Origin of the sequence: Polynucleobacter sp. JS-Safj-400b-B2 (genome assembly GCF_018881975.1) — a bacterium.
Lineage (GTDB): Bacteria > Pseudomonadota > Gammaproteobacteria > Burkholderiales > Burkholderiaceae > Polynucleobacter.
In genome coordinates this window covers 116,093-133,144 of the sequence record NZ_JACVPJ010000005.1, presented here as the reverse complement: position 1 = coordinate 133,144, position 17,052 = coordinate 116,093, and the positions used below count along the sequence as shown (strand labels likewise).

Genomic DNA, 17,052 nt, shown 5'->3' with positions numbered 1-17,052 from the left:
CTTCGAATAATTAACTTCGCCATGCATGAGTGGCTGCCAATAGCCACTCTGCAATAGTGACATTCTCGCCATCAGGCAAATTCTTCAATCCTAAATGTTTTGCCGCTTTGCGTAACTCTAGTAGTGAGTGCTTCTGATCTTGCGTATTAATTTGAGTTGCCAGAGTTTGCTTGCTGAGCTTCTCACCATGTTCATCAAGCACAAGAGGTAGATGTAAATACTTGGGCCTCTCATATCCCAATAGCCCTTGAAGATAAATTTGCCTTGCGGTATTACTCAATAGGTCTTGGCCACGAACAATGTGGGTGATGCCTTGTTCAGCATCATCAACCACAACAGCAAGCTGGTAGGTAAATAGGCCATCACTTCTACGCAAGACAAAATCACCCACTTCTGTGTTGAGATTTTGACTTTGTGGTCCCAGCGCTAAGTCCTCAAATTCAATAAGGCAGTTTTGGGGAAGGGCCATACGCCAAGCCTTTTGTAATGACTTTACGGTTTCTACCCCATTGCTCATTAATGAGGCAGGACGGCAAGTACCGGGATAGACCATCTCTTGATTGCGGGGCGTATCAATTCCTAGGCTTGCCAGGGTATTGGCAATCATTTGCCGGGAACAGGTGCAGGAATACAGGCATTCAAGCCCATTTAAGCGCTCTAAGGCCTTCAGATATGCCTCATGGTGCTGTGATTGATGGATCACTTCCTCATCCCAAGAAAGGCCACAGGCGAGCAATTGAGACTGAATCTGCTGGGTTACCTCGGGTATGCAGCGGGGGGTATCTAAATCCTCGATTCTGAGAAGCCATTTACCTCCATTTTTACGGGCATCCAACCAGCTTCCAAGGGCGGCAACCAAAGATCCGGCATGGAGCGGACCAGTAGGCGAGGGGGCAAATCGCCCGCGATAGCCGCCAGCTGGGGATGAAGGGTTTTTGAGTTTGGACACAGCTAAAATCATCTCATGGCTTCACCCCGTTTTGTTCATCTTCGCGTCCATTCCGAGTTTTCGATTACGGATGGAGTCGTGCGCATTGATGATGCGGTAGCTGCCGCCGTTAAAGATGAGATGGGTGCGTTGGCCATCACCGATTTAAGTAATTTATTTGGTTTGGTGCGGTTCTATACCGCTGCCCGCTCTGGTGGCATTAAACCTATTGCTGGAGCAGATGTTTGGATTAGCAATCCTCAAGATCCGGATCAGCCGTATCGTTTATTGTTGCTGGTCCAAAACCATTCTGGTTATCTCAATTTATGCGAGCTGCTCAGCAGGGCATCTTTAGATAATCAATCGCGTGGTCGTGCTGAAGTGGATTCCACCTGGTTTAGTGAGCCTGCTGCTAAGGCCGAAGGCAAGGCTGCTAAGCGCACTCTGTCTTATGGGTTAATTGCGCTTTCCGGGGCGCGCATGGGCGAAGTCGGTACAGCGCTATTGGGTGGACAAGAAGATCAGGCTAAGATCATTGCCAGACGCTACGAAAAACTTTTTCCACAGTCTTTTTACATCGAAGTCCAGCGTGGCGGCAACCCTCAAGATGAAAAGCAACTCCAACTTGCGTGCCATCTTGCCAGTGAACTAGATCTGCCGGTGGTGGCCACCCACCCAGTACAGTTCATGCAAAAAAGCGACTTTACTGCGCATGAGGCTCGCGTCTGTATTGCTGAAGGGGAGTTGCTAGGTAATCCGCGCAGGGCTAAAAAGTTTAATGACGAGCAGTATTTCCTGACCCAAGAAGAAATGGAAACGCGTTTTGCTGATTTGCCTGCCGCATTGGCGAACTCGGTTGAAATTGCAAAGCGCTGCAACCTTTCATTGGTTTTAGGTCAACCACGTTTACCGGATTTCCCAACACCGCCTGGCATTACCCTCGATGATTACCTCTTGCAGCAATCGGAGATTGGTTTGAAGCGCCACATGGAGCGCAATTTCCCAGATGCAGAAGAGCGCGAAAAAGAAATGACACGCTATCACGAGCGCTTGGTCTTTGAGGTGAAGACAATTGCTCAAATGGGCTTCCCAGGATACTTCTTGATCGTGGCGGACTTTATTAACTGGGCTAAAAACAATGGCGTACCTGTTGGTCCTGGTCGCGGATCTGGTGCGGGCTCTTTAGTCGCTTACTCACTCGGTATTACCGATTTGGATCCGCTCCGTTACAACCTGCTGTTTGAGCGTTTCTTAAATCCAGAGCGGGTATCCATGCCCGACTTCGATATCGACTTCTGTCAGCACGGTCGTGACCGTGTGATTCAGTACGTTAAGGATAAGTACGGTAAAGATGCGGTCAGTCAGATTGCAACCTTCGGAACGATGGCTGCAAGAGCAGCGATTCGTGACGTAGGGCGCGTGCTAGAGCAGGGCTATAACTTCGTAGATGGTATTGCTAAGCTGGTGCCAAATAAGCCTGGTCAGTACATGACCATTGAAATGGCGAAGAAGGAAGAGAAGCAACTAGCCGAGCGTGAAAAGAATGAAGATGAAGTGCGTCAGTTGCTTTCTTTAGCGCAGCAATTAGAGGGCATGACCCGTAACGTTGGTATGCATGCGGGTGGTGTATTGATTGCCCCAGGCCGCCTCACCGATTTTTGTCCTCTTTACACCCAAGAAAGTAAAGATCAAGACAGTAGCTCCGTGATTAGTCAATTTGATAAAGATGACGTAGAGGCGATTGGTTTAGTGAAGTTCGACTTCCTAGGTCTGACCACCTTAACCATCTTGGCGGCAGCAGAACGATGGATTAAAGCGCTACATGCGGATCGCAGAGATTGGAATATCGGCGAGATTGCGTTAGACGATGAAAAAGCCTTTGATGTTCTTAAGCGCGCTAACACTGTTGCGGTATTTCAGCTAGAAAGCCGCGGCATGCAAGGCATGCTCCGTGAAGCCAAGCCTGACCGCTTTGAAGACATTATTGCCTTGGTGGCTTTGTACCGCCCAGGTCCAATGGATTTGATTCCGGACTTTATTGAGCGTAAGCACGGTCGTCAAAAAGTAGAGTATCCAGATCCCCGTATTGAGCCCGTTCTAAGGGAGACCTACGGCATCATGGTCTACCAGGAGCAGGTGATGCAAATGGCGCAGATGATCGGCGGCTACTCATTGGGTGGTGCTGACATGTTACGTCGAGCGATGGGTAAGAAAAAGCCAGAAGAAATGGCCCAGCATCGCAAGATCTTTAGTGATGGCGCAAAAGCAGGCGGCATTACAGAGGTAAAAGCAAACGAGATCTACGACTTGATGGAGCGTTTTGCAGGTTACGGATTTAATAAGTCCCACGCAGCTGCATACGCACTCTTAGCTTACCAAACTGCTTGGCTCAAAGCGTATTACCCCGCAGAATTTATGGCGGCCAACTTATCGCTCGCGATGGACGACACCGATAAGGTGAAGATCCTGTATGACGATTGCTTGGCTAATAATATTCGGGTGTTTTCACCAGATATCAATACTGGTGTTTATGAATTCACGCCATTGCGTGCTCCCGATGCTGCTCCAGACTCCCCAATTAGCCATATTCGTTATGGCTTAGGCGCGGTTCGTGGTACTGGCGAAGCTGCGATTGAATCCATCGTGAAGGCACGTGAAACTGGCGGACCATTTAAAGATCTATTTGATTTCTGCGCACGTGTTGATCGTCGCCAAGTGAATCGTCGTGCTATTGAAGCCCTCATGCGTGCCGGTGCTTTCGATAGTTTGTATCGTGACTCTGTTCCTGCAGATGGCAATCTGTATGACATCCGATCAACCTTACTTGCCTCTTTGGCCAGAGCGATTGAGGCTGCTGAACAAGCCGAGGCATCAATACATCAAGTAAGTTTGTTTGAAGTTGCTGGTGAAGAGGATCGTCATCTCCCGGAGTTGGTCCGCGAGCCTACCTGGTCTGAGAAAAAACGATTACAAGAAGAGAAGACTTCTTTAGGCCTTTGCTTAACGGGCCATATGTTCGATGCCTATCGTGATGAGACCTCCCATTTCATTCGTCAATCCTTATCCAAGGTAGCAGAAGGTAAGGATCAACTCATTGCCGGGATCATCACTTCTGCACGAATGCTCACTGGTCAACGTGGTCGCATGATGATTGCCACTATCGATGATGGTTCTGCAGCACTTGAAGTGACCTTGTATAGCGAAGTCTACGAACCCAATCGTTCTTGGTTAAAAGAAGATGAGCTATTAGTTGCCAAGGTAAATGTGATGCCTGATAAGTTCTCTGGCGGAATGCGGATTGTCTCTGAGGCAGTAATGGACATTACTGGTGCACGTATGCGCTTTGCTCGCAACGTCCATGTTTGTATTGATAACGCGATCGATATCAAAATGCTCCGTAGCCAAATTAACCCTTATCTCATGGCCAACCGCGTACGTGATCCAAAGTTGGGTGCATCTGCCCCAGCTGGGCTGGGATCGAATGAGGGCATGAAGGGCTTAATGCTCACTGCTGCTGTCACTACTAGTGGTGGCGCTTGCTTAATGCAGTTCCCAGAAGAGTTACGTATTTACCCAGATGATGCATGTTTGCATGGACTCAATCAAATTTTAGCCTCTAAGCAAAAAGACCCTGTACAGATTCAGTACCTCTAGTCACGTCATTCAGTATTGATGGTTAATCTAATTCAACAATACTTTCTCAATTGCCTCAATCACTTGCTGAGGCTCTAGAAAATCCAAACACTCGCTATAACTATCTGCTTTATCTAGGCATCCAGCCTTACGGCAGGGAGCGCATTCCCCGGGGCCTTGGAGAATGGTAACGTTACCAACAGTTTGGGTGCGGGCGCGCATTTGATAGGGTTGCTCACCAATAAAGCCATTGGGCCATGGGCCAAAGTTCGTTGGTGGGGTGGCGCCAAATAGCGTAATCGTTGGAGTATTGCATGCAGCGGCTAAATGGGTAATCGAGGTATCAACACCGATATATAAAACAGCACTTCGAATCAGTGTCCCCGCTTGCGGAATCGATAATTTGCCCGCAGCATTGATCACTTGTTTTTTACTTTCATCATCTAACAAAGAAATGATGTCGTGATTGAGTTGTACATCTTGCTTGGCAGGGGAGGCGCTTAACACCACCTGAAAACCTTGTTTTACTAGCCACGTAATGAGTGCTTGCCAATAAGCGAGCGGCCAACGTTTGTAGGCAGTAAGCGGCCCTGGGTGCACAACGACATAAGGTTGCTTGAGTTCGTTAACAATGGCGGGTGTTAAGGGCTCTCCTGTAGGCGGAGTAACCGAAATCGACTTGGCAAAAAGTTCAGAGTGATTCTGAAAGAAGGGCTCTAGTAGGCATAGTTTTTCTGTAATGACATGCTGATTAAAGTAGTCAACACCCACCGTATGCATGCAGATGAATTTCTTCCAAGCGTTTTGCTTTTCGCTCTTACTTCGTTTCTGTTGATCTTGTGCATCTTTGCCTTGAGGATGACCGCCAAGTACGCCAACCCTTCTAAAGGCCGCGACTAAGCCATAGAAGTAAGCGCGATCACTGGGTTGTGTCACAACTGCCAAGTCATAACGCTGAAAAAGACGATTAAAGAGGGAGAGATATTCACCAAAGCCGGGTCGGTCAGACGTTTCAATCACTTCAGCAATGTCGGGATTGCCATGGAGCATCTCCAGCTTGCCGCGGTATCCCAAGAAATGAAATTCTGCATCCGGCCAGAGCGCTCTAGCTTTGCTTATCAAGGGCGTCGTTACCAGTACATCACCAATTTGCCTGGTGGCAATAAAGAGTACTTTTTTAGGCTTGAGCTTGGAGTAATTAGTCATCGCTATTGATATGCTTAAAGCGCCTTAGCCAAAATCTTTTCACGCACGCGACGGGCATTCTCAGCAGCATTTCTTTGATCGTGGATTTTATGAAAGAGATGGAGCACTTCGGTAGACCATGAGCCAGATTTGCGACGAATACCATGGTGTTGTAATCGGAAAACAAAATCAGCGTCTTCATGCCCCCAGCCTGTCATGGTTTCATCAAAGCCGGTAATTGCTTCAGCATCAGCCTTCCAGCAGGCCATATTGCAGCCCTTAATTCGACGCCAGACAAATTTTTGGTAATCACGCCAAGAGCCATTACCTATCTTAATTTTAAGGGGCCAGTATTTGTTGATGCCACCACTAAGGCGCTTGCTTAATAGCCCTGTGCAAAATATCTGAAAACTCCAATGGGCCCAAGTGAGTAGTTCTTCGGTCAGAATGTCATTCAGCAAGACTCTACTGCCAGTTACAAGGTACCCCTTTTGGGCTAATTGACGATGCCGAGCTACAAAGTCTGGCTGCACGATGCAATCACCATCAAGGAAAACTAAATAGTCTCCATGGGCAGCAGCTATTGCCCGATTCAAAATCTTGGTTTTCCGAAAGCCCTGATCTTCTTGCCAGAGATGCGTGATTGAAATCGGATGAGTGGCTTTGATTGCCTCAATAAGGTGCCGTGTACTCTCAGCAGAGCCATCATCAGCAATAATGATTTCAAAGTTCTTATCAGTTTGAGTAGCTAGCGATTCTAGGCAAAGCTTGAGCGCTTGTGGCCAGTTGTATGTGGCCAGCAAAATCGAAATCATTTATTTGCTTCCTGGTTTAGATGCCAGAGCTTCATGTAGCGGTAATAGGTGCCTTGACCATTGGATACTGCTAAAGCAAATCCTTGGGCGCCATCTAAAAATCCTACGCGAATAATATATGTGCGAATAAATGCCCATACACCATGTACAACTGCCTTAATAGGACTGCTAGTTTTGCCTTTGGCAAATGCTTGCTCTGCCGATGCCGTGGAATATCGATCTAGCTTTTGCAGAACTTGTGAATAGTTCATAAAGCTGTAATGCAACATCGGGTTATATAGCTTTGCGACCTGACCATTGGGGATGAGTCGCTCGTGAACTAAGTCATCCGAGAAGCGCGCAGTACCACGCCTAAAGAGACGATCCACATAATCGGGGCTCCAGCCGGAGTGGCGGATAAAGCGCCCGCAATACCAGGACAACCTAGGAATAGCAAAACAGTCTACGTGTGCGCTGTGATGAATCGCCGTCAGAATTTCGGATTTCAGGGCAGGGGTCAGTCTTTCATCGGCATCTAGGGATAGCACCCACTCGCTGGTAGCGAGGTCTAGAGCGCGATTCTTCTGGGGGCCAAAACCAGGCCAATCCGCAGGCTGGGAAATGCTTGCCCCATGTTTTTTGGCTATTTCTAGGGTGTGGTCTGAACTATCGGTATCAACCACTACGATCTGCTGGGCGATCCCTTCCAGGGAGGCCAGACAATCGTCCAAATTGGCCTCTTCATTGCGGGTGATGAGTATGACTGATAAGGTGGGCATAATTCATTATATGAATGCTCAAGACCGTACCGCCCTAAATCGCTTAATTACCTACCTCAAGCCCCATTACGGCTTGATTATTGGGTCGCTTTTGGCCATGGCTTTGGTGGCTGGCGCCGAAACCTCCATTCCGGCTCTGATGAAGCCCTTGCTGGACCGCGGCTTTACTGGTCAGCTCAATAGCAAGCTCTGGCAAGTCCCCGTTTTTTTGGTTGGCTTGGCCTTGGTTCGCAGTTTGGCTCAATTTTTATCCAACTATCTATTAACTCGAGTAATTAATGCGGTGTTATTGAAATTGCGTGAGCAAATGTTTCAAACACTATTGCATGCAAAGACTGCTTTTTTTCAACAAAACTCTGCATCAAACCTCATTAATGCAGTTGTCTTTGAAGTAAATAATGTCCTCTCTGTTATGGGGGGAATGTTAATTAGCTTGGTGCGTGATTCACTCACTGTAATTGGTTTAATGGGCTATCTCATCTACCTAAACTGGCAATTGACATTGGTGGTACTGGTTATTTTCCCGGTGATTGCATTCATCATGAGCAAAATTAATCGTCGCCTAAGATCCCTAAATAGAGAGCAGCAAACACTCACTAGTGAGCTTGCTTACATTGTGGAAGAGGCGGCTGCGGGATATAAGATAGTTAAAGTTCATGGTGCTGAAGAGTACGAAATGAATCGTTTTAGACAAAAGGCTGAACGTGCACGTCAGTTTGCTTTGAAGTCTGCTGTGGCGGGCGGTCTAAATCAGCCAATCACTCAGTTGATTGCCTCTATGGCTTTATCCGTAGTACTAGTCATCGCGTTGATGCAATCTGCCACCGAAGGCACGACTGTCGGTGGTTTTGCAGCCTTTATTACCGCCATGATGTTGGTAATTTCACCGCTTAAGCACTTGGCCGATATTAATCAGCCGCTACAACGTGGGCTTACAGCTGCAGAAATGATTTTTGGATTAATGGATCAGCCTTTTGAGGAGGATGAAGAGCACAAGCAGAATATGAAGCCGCTTAATAAGGCAAAAGGCGCTATTCGTTTTGATGACGTTGGCTTTTCATATCAACAAGAGGTCGGGCGAAAAGATGCTTTGCGCAATATCAATCTCAACATTAAACCAGGTGAAGTTGTAGCTTTCGTTGGACCTTCAGGTGGCGGTAAATCTACGCTCGTTAATTTATTGCCACGCTTCTATAAGCCGACCAGCGGCCACATTTTCTTGGATGACATTCCTATCGAAGATATTGTGTTGGCCGATGTGCGACGCCAGATTGCTTTTGTAAGTCAGGATGTCATCCTCTTTAACGATACGATTGCTGCTAACGTCGCCTATGGCGCCAACGATCAAGGTGGTATTGATCGTGGACGTGTCATGGAAGCTTTGGAGGCTGCTAATTTGAGTGCGCTGATCAAAGAGTTGCCCGAAGGTATTGATTCGATGGTGGGTGATAACGGTAATCGCTTATCCGGCGGACAACGCCAGCGCATGGCTATTGCCCGCGCAATCTATAAAAATGCGCCAATTTTGATTTTGGATGAAGCAACTTCTGCATTGGATTCTGAATCCGAACGTCAGGTTCAGGAGGCGCTTGAGCGCTTAATGGCGAATAGAACTACTTTAGTGATTGCTCACCGTTTATCAACCATTGAACATGCTGACCGAATTGTGGTGCTTGAGCATGGCAAGATCGTTGAAAATGGTTCCCACGAAGATTTAATTAAGCAAGACGGCTTGTATGCGAATTTACATCGCATTCAGTTCTCAAACGCCTAATTGAGTCCAACCAAAATTTAGAAAATTTAACTGAGAACAATATCGTATTGTTCTTGACGGAAGCTACCCTCAGCCTGGAGGGTAATCGGTTTGCCAATGAAGTCGCCAAGCTGTGCCAAGAATTGATTTTCTTCTTCTAGGAATAGATCAATAACATCAGGTGCTGCCACAATTCGGAATTCTCGCGGATTAAACTGGCGGTGCTCTCGCACAATCTCTCGCAAAATCTCGTAACAAATTGTCTGCGCAGTTTTAATCTCACCCTTGCCAAGACAGGTAGCGCAAGGCTCGCAGGTGATATGGGCGAGCGACTCACGAGTCCGCTTGCGAGTCATCTCTACTAAGCCCAAAGCAGAAAAATCGCTTACTGAGGTACGCGCATGATCACGCTCTAGATTACGTTTGAGTTCATGCAACACGGATTCTTGATGGTCTTTGCCAACCATATCAATGAAGTCAATAATGATGATGCCACCCAGATTGCGTAAGCGCAGTTGGCGAGCAATCGCTTGAGCTGCTTCCAAGTTGGTTTTGAAGACGGTATCATCAAGATTGCGTGCGCCGACATAGCTGCCAGTATTGACATCAATCGTTGTCATGGACTCCGTTTGATCAATCATCAGATAGCCGCCAGACTTTAAGTCTACTCGACGACCGAGGGCCTTATTGATCTCAGCATCCACATCAAATAAATCAAATAACGCACGCTCGCCACGATGTAGAGTCAGCTTGCCCAGCAGGTTGGGCATGTAAGCGGTGGTAAAGGCTTTAAGCTTCTCGAAATTTTCAGCAGAATCCACTCGAATTTGAGTGGTCTCTTCTCCAGCAACATCACGCAAGACTCGCTCAGCAAGACTGAGGTCTTGATAGAGCAGGGTGGGGGCCGGATTATGTTTCATCGCCGCATGAATGTTTTCCCAGGTGGTGCGCAGGTAAAGCATGTCATGCTGCAGTTCAGTATCCGATGCATCTTGGGCGCTGGTGCGGACAATAATGCCGCCTTTTTCATCGTCAGCCATCAATCTGGCAAGACGGGCCTTGATCGCCTCACGCTCTTCAGGTTGATCAATCCGCTGGGAAACACCTATATATTTTTCAGTTGCAGCATCGCTGCCCGCAGGGGGTAAATAAACCAAATTACGGCCAGCAATACTCAATTGGGTTGTCAGGCGAGCGCCTTTAGTGCCTAGCGGATCTTTTAATACCTGTACTAGTAGTGTTTGCCCCTCAAATAATAATTTTTCAATTTGTGCCTGAGGATTATTTTGGGTAATGTCTGCAACGTGCATAAAAGCAGTTCGTTCAAGACCAATCTCAATAAATGCAGATTGCATACCTGGCAATACACGCGCTACTTTGGCTAAATAGATATTGCCGACAATACCTCGTTGTCGAGTGCGCTCAATCTGCAATTCTTGAACTGCGCCTTGCTGAATTAAAGCAACGCGCGTTTCTTGCGGGGTGATATTGATCAGTATCTCTTCGTTCATATGCTGCTGACTTGGGCACGTTCCAGCAAAAGGCTGGTTTCATAAATAGGTAGACCCATGATACCGCTATAGCTACCCTGAATTGAGGGAATAAAGGCACCACCTAAGCCTTGGATACCGTAGGCTCCAGCCTTACCAAAGGGTTCACCGCTGGCGATGTAGGCAGAAATTTGTTCGGGAGCTAAGTTGACAAACTGAACTTCAGAAACCTGCACTAATTGTATTGGTTTTTCATCAGGATTTATGGTCACAGCTACCGAGCTAAGTACTTCATGTATTTTGCCGCTGAGCATGCTCAAAATACGTACAGCATCTACTGCATCAGCCGGCTTACCCAGAATTTCTCCATCAGGACTATTGGGTAGACTCACGGTAGTATCGGCGCAGAGGATCGGGGCCCACGGCAACCCACTTTTTTTCCATCTCGAAAGTGCTGCAGCACTTTTTGCCAAGGTAACGCGCTCAACATAGTCGCGAGCTTTTTCATTGAACAAGGGAGTTTCAATGCTTTCACTGTCTTCATCGGGGCTAGGCAAAAGCATTTCAAAGCGAATACCGATTTGCTTTAAGAGCTCTTGTCGACGGGGACTCTGCGAAGCAAGGTATATAAAAGAATGCACGGGATTTATCAACTTACTCACGATGATATGGATGGCCTTGCAGAATGGTCCAGGCTCGATAGAGTTGCTCAACAAGCAATACTCTAGCCATTGCATGAGGCAAGGTAAGGCTAGATAGTCGCCACATGGCTTGCGCACTTGCTTTTAAGCTCGCGTCCAAGCCATCCGCCCCACCAATTAAAAAGGTGATGTCAAAGCCCTCTTGGCGCCAACTGGCCAGTTGAGTCGCTAAGTTTTGTGTAGTTTGATCTTTGCCACGTTCATCCAAAGCAATCACCCTGGACCCCTTTGGAATAGCTGCAGCAATCCTTACGGCTTCTTTTGCGGGGGTGATATCCGGTTTGATCTCTTTGATTTCAATGCTGCAGTCAGCAGGCATTCTTTTGATGTAGTCATGGGTAGCTATTGCAACCCACTCGGGCATCTTATGGCCAACTGAAACTATGGTGAGTCGCATTGCCGCAAATGACGACGAAATTACTCGTCGTCTTCAGATTCGCTTGCCTTGGCAAGACCCTTATCGCCAGCTAATTTGACGCGGACTGGTTTAGCGCCCCACATGCCTTCAAGCTGATAGTAAGAGCGTAGCATCGGTTGCAAAATATGTACAACAACGTCGCCGCAGTCTACCAATACCCACTCACCGGTTTCTAAACCTTCAATAGAAATAACTTCACCGCCTTTGGCATTTACCTCTTCTTTGACGGACATTGCTAAAGAGCGGGTTTGGCGATTGCTTGAACCGGTAGCAATGATCACGCGATCGAATAATTCACTTAATTTGGTGGTGTCATATACACGAATATCCTGTGCTTTGACATCTTCTAGGGCATCAATCACGACGCGTTGTAATTTACGTAAGCCCATATTTTCTCGGTAATAATTTTTGTATTTAGGGTGATCTTAGCTTGATTACTGATACAAGCCCAGATTTGTAATGATTTCTAGGGTGTGGGTTGGTATTTGCTCGGATGCTATAGCGCTTCTAGAGCTTGATTTGAGGAGGTCGCGTAACTCGGTAGAGGATAGATCGACATTCAAGCTGTCATCGATATATATGAGGCCTGCGGTGCTATTTTCAAGAGCGGCAACATTTTTTACCTGATGATCTTCAATAAATTGCCTCACTTCAGAACTAATTTGGTCTTGTAAATCATGGTGCGGTCTAGTGGCCACGGCAAAATTGACGTATTGACTCAGCTTTTCCCAAGAATTCCAGCTAGGAAGCGCCACCAAGGAATCTGCTCCCATTAGCCAAGTCAAGCTAGCATTTGCTCCAAATCGCTCTCGCAAGGCTTTGACGGTATCGATTGCATAGCTTGGTCCAGCGCGATCGATCTCCATACGGTCAATGCCTACTTGAGTAGCGATCTTGAGATATAAAAATGTTCGTGCTAAATCAATTCCTGCAGCCTCAGTTAGCTTAAAGCGTACTTCTGCAGGAGTAATGCCGGCACCTTTTTGCCAGGGTTCACCGCTGGGAATGAGTAGTAGGGCATCTAGTCGCAACAGTCTTGAAAAATGAGTGGCCAGCTTAAGATGGCCCACATGAGGGGGATCAAAGGTTCCCCCAAGAATGCCAATTTTTTTAGGAGTATTCAAAGGTAAAGCGCTCAAGCTAGCCAATCTCGTGGCTTGAGGTAATAGTCATATAACTTAGCCTCTGGCGTGCCAGGAGTTGGCTGCCAGTTGTACCACCATTGAACCACTGGTGGCATCGACATCAGAATAGATTCAGTACGACCACCTGAGTGCAGGCCAAAGATCGTCCCTCGATCAAAGATGAGGTTGTATTCAACATAACGACCACGGCGATATTCTTGGAAAGACTTTTCTTCAGGAGTAAAGCCATCTTGATGGCGGCGCTGCACGATTGGGAGGTAAGCGTTAATAAATGCATCACCTACTGCGCGAGTCATCGCAAAGCTCTTCTCAAAACCGAGCTCATTAAAGTCATCAAAGAAAACGCCGCCAATACCTCGGGGTTCTTCACGATGTTTTAAGTAGAAATATTCATCACACCATTTTTTAAAACGTGGGTAAAGCTCTTCACCAAATGGATCTAAAGCATCTTTAGCAGTTTGATGAAAGTGTTTGCAGTCCTCATCAACGCCATAGTAAGGGGTCAAGTCAAAGCCACCCCCAAACCACCATACAGCCTCTTTATCTGGCGCTTGGGCAATAAAGCAGCGCACGTTCATATGGGTGGTGGGTACCTTGGGATTATTTGGGTGAAAGACTAAGGAAACGCCCATCGCTTCAAAGCTGCGGCCCGCTACTTCTGGGCGGTGATGCGATGCCGAAGGTGGCATTTGATCGCCGCGCACGTGCGAGAAGCCTACGCCACCTTTTTCAAGAATATTGCCGCCATTCAAAATGCAGGTACGGCCATATCCTTTAAGTTTGCTGTCTTCAGGTTTATGCCATTCGTCAGCAACAAAGGCCTTACCATCCAAAGCGCTCATGGCAGTGGTGATGCGATCTTGCAAGCCTAAAAAATATTCTTTTAAGGCATTGATATCAATTTGGGTATGGTGATCTGACAAGGCGTTCTAACTTTATGGGGTTACTTAATTGCGCGGTAGCCGATATCTTTGCGATATTGCATGTCATCAAACTTGATGTGATTGATCACATCGTAAGCTTTTTGTTGGGCGCCACGAACAGTGTCCGCAAGACCAACAACACACATCACGCGTCCGCCTGATGTCACCACTTTGCCATCTTGCAGTTTCGTGCCAGCATGGAAAGTGATTTGATCTTCAGTATCAGCAGGTATGCCGGTAATGACATCACCAACACGAGGAGTCTCTGGATAATTATGAGCAGCCAGCACAACGCCAAGGGCTGTGCGGCGATCCCATTCCAATTCCACTTCATTGAGTGTGCCATCTACCGCATGATCTAGTGCATTGACCAGATCGCTACGCAGTCGGGCCATGATGGGCTGTGTCTCTGGGTCACCCATGCGGCAGTTAAATTCTAATGTCTTGATCTTGCCGTCAGGCGTGATCATTAGACCGGCATATAGGAAGCCGGTATAAGGAATGCCATCTGCTTTCATGCCTTTAACAGTTGGCATGATCACTTCACGTAATGCGCGTGCATGAATTTCTGGAGTAACTACTGGAGCAGGGGAGTAAGCACCCATGCCGCCCGTGTTTGGTCCTTGATCGGCATCTAATAAGCGCTTGTGATCTTGGCTAGTTGCTAATGCAAGAACATTCTTGCCATCTACTAAAACGATAAAACTTGCTTCTTCCCCCGTGAGGAATTCTTCTATCACTACACGGGCACCTGCATTGCCTAGTTTATTGTCTGCCAACATCATGTCCACTGCCGAATGTGCTTCTTCAAGATTCATGGCAACGACAACGCCTTTGCCAGCAGCCAGTCCATCAGCCTTAATCACAATCGGCGCACCTTTGGCATCAATGTAGGCATGTGCCTCTATTGCATTAGAGAAGGTTTGGTAATCCGCTGTTGGAATGCCATGACGCTTCATAAAGGCTTTAGAAAAGTCCTTAGAAGACTCCAGCTGGGCTGCTAATTGAGTTGGCCCAAAAATACGCAAGCCATTATTGCGGAATACATCCACGATGCCGGCAGCAAGCGGAGCCTCTGGACCGACAACTGTTAAATGAATCTTCTCGCGCTTAGCAAAGTCAGCCAACTCTTGCAATCCTGTGATGGGTAAGTTCTCAATACCTGCAGCGGTTTGCTTCGCGGTAGCTGTACCACCATTGCCTGGAGCAACATAAACCGTTTGCACTTGGGGGGATTGGGCTAACTTCCAAGCTAGCGCATGTTCGCGTCCGCCAGATCCAATTAGTAGAATTTTCATAACAAGCTATCTGTAGTAATTAACAAAAAATTAAAGCGCAGCGTTCGTAAATACTTCTTGAACATCATCTAAGTTCTCAAGTGCATCTAATAACTTCTGCATGCTTTCTGCCTGATCACCTTCTAAGGCAATCTCTGTCTCGGGGCGCATGGCTACCGTTGCTAATTCAGGCTTGAGGCCTGCCTTGCTAATGGCGTCTTGCACTTTAGAAAAATCAGGAACGGGGGAGAGCACCTCTAAAGATCCATCATCATGAGTGATGACATCTTCAGCGCCAGCATCTAATGCCACTTCCATCAGTTGATCTTCGCTAGTACCTGGTGCAAATAACATCTGTCCGCAGTGGTTGAATAAGAAAGCAACAGAACCTTCTGTACCCATATTGCCGCCATTCTTATTAAAAGCATGACGAACTTCTGCAACGGTACGTGTGCGGTTATCAGTTAAGCAATCAACAATGATGGCTGCGCCATTAATGCCGTAGCCCTCGTAACGAATCTCTTCATAGTTCACACCCTCGAGTGAGCCCGTACCACGCTGAATCGCTCTTTGCACGTTATCGTTCGGCATATTAGAGTCTTTGGCCTTATCAATAGCCAGACGTAAACGTGGGTTTGTAGCAATATCACCACCACCTAATTTGGCAGCTACGGTAATTTCTTTAATGAGTTTGGTCCAAATCTTGCCGCGTTTTTCGTCCTGACGACCTTTGCGGTGTTGAATATTGGCCCATTTCGAATGGCCGGCCATACGGGTAAGTCCTTTTAATGATTTGGCTAGAAGACCTCATTTTAAGGGGTTCTAGACCCGAGGTAGGGGGTATCTAACCATTTTTTGTTACACTCTCATGTCTTAGCAGTAACAAAGTAGCAAAGTAAGCAGAATTTCCACTGCAAACACCTGCCTCGGTGATGGAATTGGTAGACGTGCCGGACTCAAAATCCGGTGCCGCAAGGCGTGGCGGTTCGAGTCCGCCCCGAGGCACCACTCAAAGACTTTCCTGTCCTTGAGGTTTCCCCAAGACAATTCTTAGTCAATCTAGATTTCGTAAGTCTCGGACTCGTTATTCATCGCTTGCTCAACAATTTTCTTTGTGAGGGTGGGTGAGAAGAGCTCAATGAAGGTGTAAACAAAAGACCTGAGGTAGGCGCCTTGTTTTACACCTAAATGCGTCACATTATTTCCAAATAGGTGTCCTGCAGGAATCACTTTGAGGTTGCGATCTCGGTCTGGATCGTAAGCATGACCGGCAACAATGCCAATACCCATACCCGTTTCTACATAAGTCTTGATGACGTCTGCATCAATCGCTTCTAAAATAATATCTGGCGTGATATTTCTTTGTGCAAATGCAGCATCAATCTTGCTACGGCCTGCAAAGGCTTTGTCATAGGTAATGATTGGATACTTGGCGATCTCTTCAAGAGTGAGTGTCGCTTGGTTTAGGAGTGGATGGCTCAATGGCACCATTAGTACGTGTTGCCATTGATAGCCGGGCAGGGCTAGTACTCCAGGGGTATTAGCAATTCCCTCGGTTGCAATCGCAATATCAGCACGATCATGCGTAAGTAATTCAGCGATTTGGCCTGGGCTACCTTGCTGAATGCTGACCTTTACTTTTGGAAAGCGCTTAGTAAATTCAGTAAGTACTTTTGGTAGTGCGTAGCGCGCTTGTGTATGGGTAGTTGCAATCACGAAGCTACCCTGATCTTGGCTAGCAAAATCTTTGCCTACTCTTTTCAGGGTTTCAACCTCATCGAGGATGCGTTCAATTGAGCTCAATATGCGTTTGCCTGGCTCAGTGAGAGAGCGAATGCGTTTGCCATGTCGACGAAAGATCTCCACGCCCAACTCATCCTCCAATTCAATAATTGCTTTGGATACGCCCGGCTGAGAGGTAAAAAGTGCCTTTGCAGCAGTAGTTAAATTGAAGTTCTGTCTGACAGCTTCCCGTACAAAACGGAATTGATGAAGGTTCATGTAAATTCCTATCTATATATCTACA

General features: G+C 47.1%; 14 protein-coding genes, 1 tRNA gene and 1 pseudogene. 3 read left to right on the top strand and 13 right to left on the bottom strand.

The window, feature by feature from the left end; translation table 11 throughout:
* Nucleotides 1–10: 10 nt before the first annotated feature.
* Nucleotides 11–961 (bottom strand): tRNA glutamyl-Q(34) synthetase GluQRS, encoded by a 951-nt coding sequence (gene gluQRS / locus ICN48_RS07975; protein WP_216153176.1) that lies wholly within the window; start codon nucleotides 959–961, stop codon nucleotides 11–13.
* A 3-nt stretch (nucleotides 962–964) separates the two neighbouring features.
* On the opposite strand from gluQRS, the gene dnaE reads away from it, so the two are divergent.
* Nucleotides 965–4,582, top strand: a complete 3,618-nt coding sequence (gene dnaE / locus ICN48_RS07970; RefSeq protein ID WP_216153175.1) for a DNA polymerase III subunit alpha — start codon at nucleotides 965–967, stop codon at nucleotides 4,580–4,582.
* Nucleotides 4,583–4,609: 27 nt separating this feature from the next.
* Here the strand turns inward: dnaE and ICN48_RS07965 are convergent, their stop codons facing one another.
* From ICN48_RS07965 to ICN48_RS07955, 3 genes are read right to left on the bottom strand one after another with little or no spacing between them, the layout of a single operon-like run.
* Nucleotides 4,610–5,767: a glycosyltransferase family 9 protein gene (locus ICN48_RS07965; protein ID WP_216153174.1), complete on the bottom strand. Its 1,158-nt coding sequence runs from the start codon at nucleotides 5,765–5,767 to the stop codon at nucleotides 4,610–4,612.
* A gap of 14 nt (nucleotides 5,768–5,781) precedes the next feature.
* Nucleotides 5,782–6,561, bottom strand: a complete 780-nt coding sequence (locus ICN48_RS07960) for a glycosyltransferase family 2 protein (RefSeq protein ID WP_216153173.1) — start codon at nucleotides 6,559–6,561, stop codon at nucleotides 5,782–5,784.
* Nucleotides 6,558–7,319 carry a glycosyltransferase family 2 protein gene (locus tag ICN48_RS07955; protein ID WP_216153172.1) on the bottom strand — a complete coding sequence of 254 codons (762 nt, stop codon included), beginning with the start codon at nucleotides 7,317–7,319 and terminating at the stop codon, nucleotides 6,558–6,560. Before ICN48_RS07955 ends, ICN48_RS07960 begins: the two co-directional genes overlap by 4 nt.
* A gap of 10 nt (nucleotides 7,320–7,329) precedes the next feature.
* On the opposite strand from ICN48_RS07955, the gene msbA reads away from it, so the two are divergent.
* Entirely contained in the window at nucleotides 7,330–9,093 is a 1,764-nt protein-coding gene (gene msbA / locus ICN48_RS07950; RefSeq protein WP_216153171.1) for a lipid A export permease/ATP-binding protein MsbA, read from the top strand.
* Nucleotides 9,094–9,119: 26 nt separating this feature from the next.
* Here the strand turns inward: msbA and rng are convergent, their stop codons facing one another.
* The 8 genes and pseudogenes from rng to ICN48_RS07910 all read right to left on the bottom strand — a co-directional run bounded on the left by rng (nucleotide 9,120) and on the right by ICN48_RS07910 (nucleotide 15,797).
* Nucleotides 9,120–10,583 carry a ribonuclease G gene (rng, locus tag ICN48_RS07945; protein ID WP_216153170.1) on the bottom strand — a complete coding sequence of 488 codons (1,464 nt, stop codon included), beginning with the start codon at nucleotides 10,581–10,583 and terminating at the stop codon, nucleotides 9,120–9,122.
* Entirely contained in the window at nucleotides 10,580–11,224 is a 645-nt protein-coding gene (locus ICN48_RS07940; protein WP_370624181.1) for a nucleoside triphosphate pyrophosphatase, read from the bottom strand. The genes rng and ICN48_RS07940 overlap by 4 nt, the downstream gene beginning before the upstream one ends.
* Nucleotides 11,217–11,660, bottom strand: coding sequence for a 23S rRNA (pseudouridine(1915)-N(3))-methyltransferase RlmH (gene rlmH, locus ICN48_RS07935; RefSeq protein WP_216153168.1), 444 nt, complete (start codon nucleotides 11,658–11,660; stop codon nucleotides 11,217–11,219). The genes ICN48_RS07940 and rlmH overlap by 8 nt, the downstream gene beginning before the upstream one ends.
* Nucleotides 11,661–11,683: 23 nt before the next feature.
* A pseudogene (rsfS, locus tag ICN48_RS07930) lies at nucleotides 11,684–12,070 on the bottom strand (ribosome silencing factor); the annotation flags it as partial.
* Nucleotides 12,071–12,115: 45 nt separating this feature from the next.
* Nucleotides 12,116–12,820, bottom strand: coding sequence for a nicotinate-nucleotide adenylyltransferase (locus tag ICN48_RS07925; protein WP_216153166.1), 705 nt, complete (start codon nucleotides 12,818–12,820; stop codon nucleotides 12,116–12,118).
* Nucleotides 12,817–13,728 (bottom strand): oxygen-dependent coproporphyrinogen oxidase, encoded by a 912-nt coding sequence (gene hemF, locus ICN48_RS07920; protein ID WP_216153197.1) that lies wholly within the window; start codon nucleotides 13,726–13,728, stop codon nucleotides 12,817–12,819. Before hemF ends, ICN48_RS07925 begins: the two co-directional genes overlap by 4 nt.
* A gap of 41 nt (nucleotides 13,729–13,769) precedes the next feature.
* Nucleotides 13,770–15,047 carry a phosphoribosylamine--glycine ligase gene (gene purD / locus ICN48_RS07915; RefSeq protein ID WP_216153165.1) on the bottom strand — a complete coding sequence of 426 codons (1,278 nt, stop codon included), beginning with the start codon at nucleotides 15,045–15,047 and terminating at the stop codon, nucleotides 13,770–13,772.
* Between the two features lie 30 nt (nucleotides 15,048–15,077).
* Nucleotides 15,078–15,797: a YebC/PmpR family DNA-binding transcriptional regulator gene (locus ICN48_RS07910; protein ID WP_216153164.1), complete on the bottom strand. Its 720-nt coding sequence runs from the start codon at nucleotides 15,795–15,797 to the stop codon at nucleotides 15,078–15,080.
* 152 nt (nucleotides 15,798–15,949) lie between these two features.
* On the opposite strand from ICN48_RS07910, the gene ICN48_RS07905 reads away from it, so the two are divergent.
* Nucleotides 15,950–16,034: transfer RNA gene (locus ICN48_RS07905), tRNA-Leu, on the top strand.
* A 51-nt stretch (nucleotides 16,035–16,085) separates the two neighbouring features.
* Here ICN48_RS07905 and ICN48_RS07900 read toward each other — a convergent pair.
* Nucleotides 16,086–17,027, bottom strand: a complete 942-nt coding sequence (locus tag ICN48_RS07900) for a CysB family HTH-type transcriptional regulator (RefSeq protein ID WP_215391265.1) — start codon at nucleotides 17,025–17,027, stop codon at nucleotides 16,086–16,088.
* Between the last annotated feature and the right edge of the window lie 25 nt (nucleotides 17,028–17,052).

Bases quoted from the DNA above. Each gene is read 5' to 3' on its own strand.
- gluQRS (WP_216153176.1), bottom strand. From the start codon at position 961: ATGATTTTAGCTGTGTCCAAACTCAAAAACCCTTCATCCCCAGCTGGC.
- dnaE (WP_216153175.1), top strand. From the start codon at position 965: ATGGCTTCACCCCGTTTTGTTCATCTTCGCGTCCATTCCGAGTTTTCG.
- ICN48_RS07965 (WP_216153174.1), bottom strand. From the start codon at position 5,767: ATGACTAATTACTCCAAGCTCAAGCCTAAAAAAGTACTCTTTATTGCC.
- ICN48_RS07960 (WP_216153173.1), bottom strand. From the start codon at position 6,561: ATGATTTCGATTTTGCTGGCCACATACAACTGGCCACAAGCGCTCAAG.
- ICN48_RS07955 (WP_216153172.1), bottom strand. From the start codon at position 7,319: ATGCCCACCTTATCAGTCATACTCATCACCCGCAATGAAGAGGCCAAT.
- msbA (WP_216153171.1), top strand. From the start codon at position 7,330: ATGAATGCTCAAGACCGTACCGCCCTAAATCGCTTAATTACCTACCTC.
- rng (WP_216153170.1), bottom strand. From the start codon at position 10,583: ATGAACGAAGAGATACTGATCAATATCACCCCGCAAGAAACGCGCGTT.
- rlmH (WP_216153168.1), bottom strand. From the start codon at position 11,660: ATGCGACTCACCATAGTTTCAGTTGGCCATAAGATGCCCGAGTGGGTT.
- purD (WP_216153165.1), bottom strand. From the start codon at position 15,047: ATGAAAATTCTACTAATTGGATCTGGCGGACGCGAACATGCGCTAGCT.
- ICN48_RS07910 (WP_216153164.1), bottom strand. From the start codon at position 15,797: ATGGCCGGCCATTCGAAATGGGCCAATATTCAACACCGCAAAGGTCGT.
- ICN48_RS07900 (WP_215391265.1), bottom strand. From the start codon at position 17,027: ATGAACCTTCATCAATTCCGTTTTGTACGGGAAGCTGTCAGACAGAAC.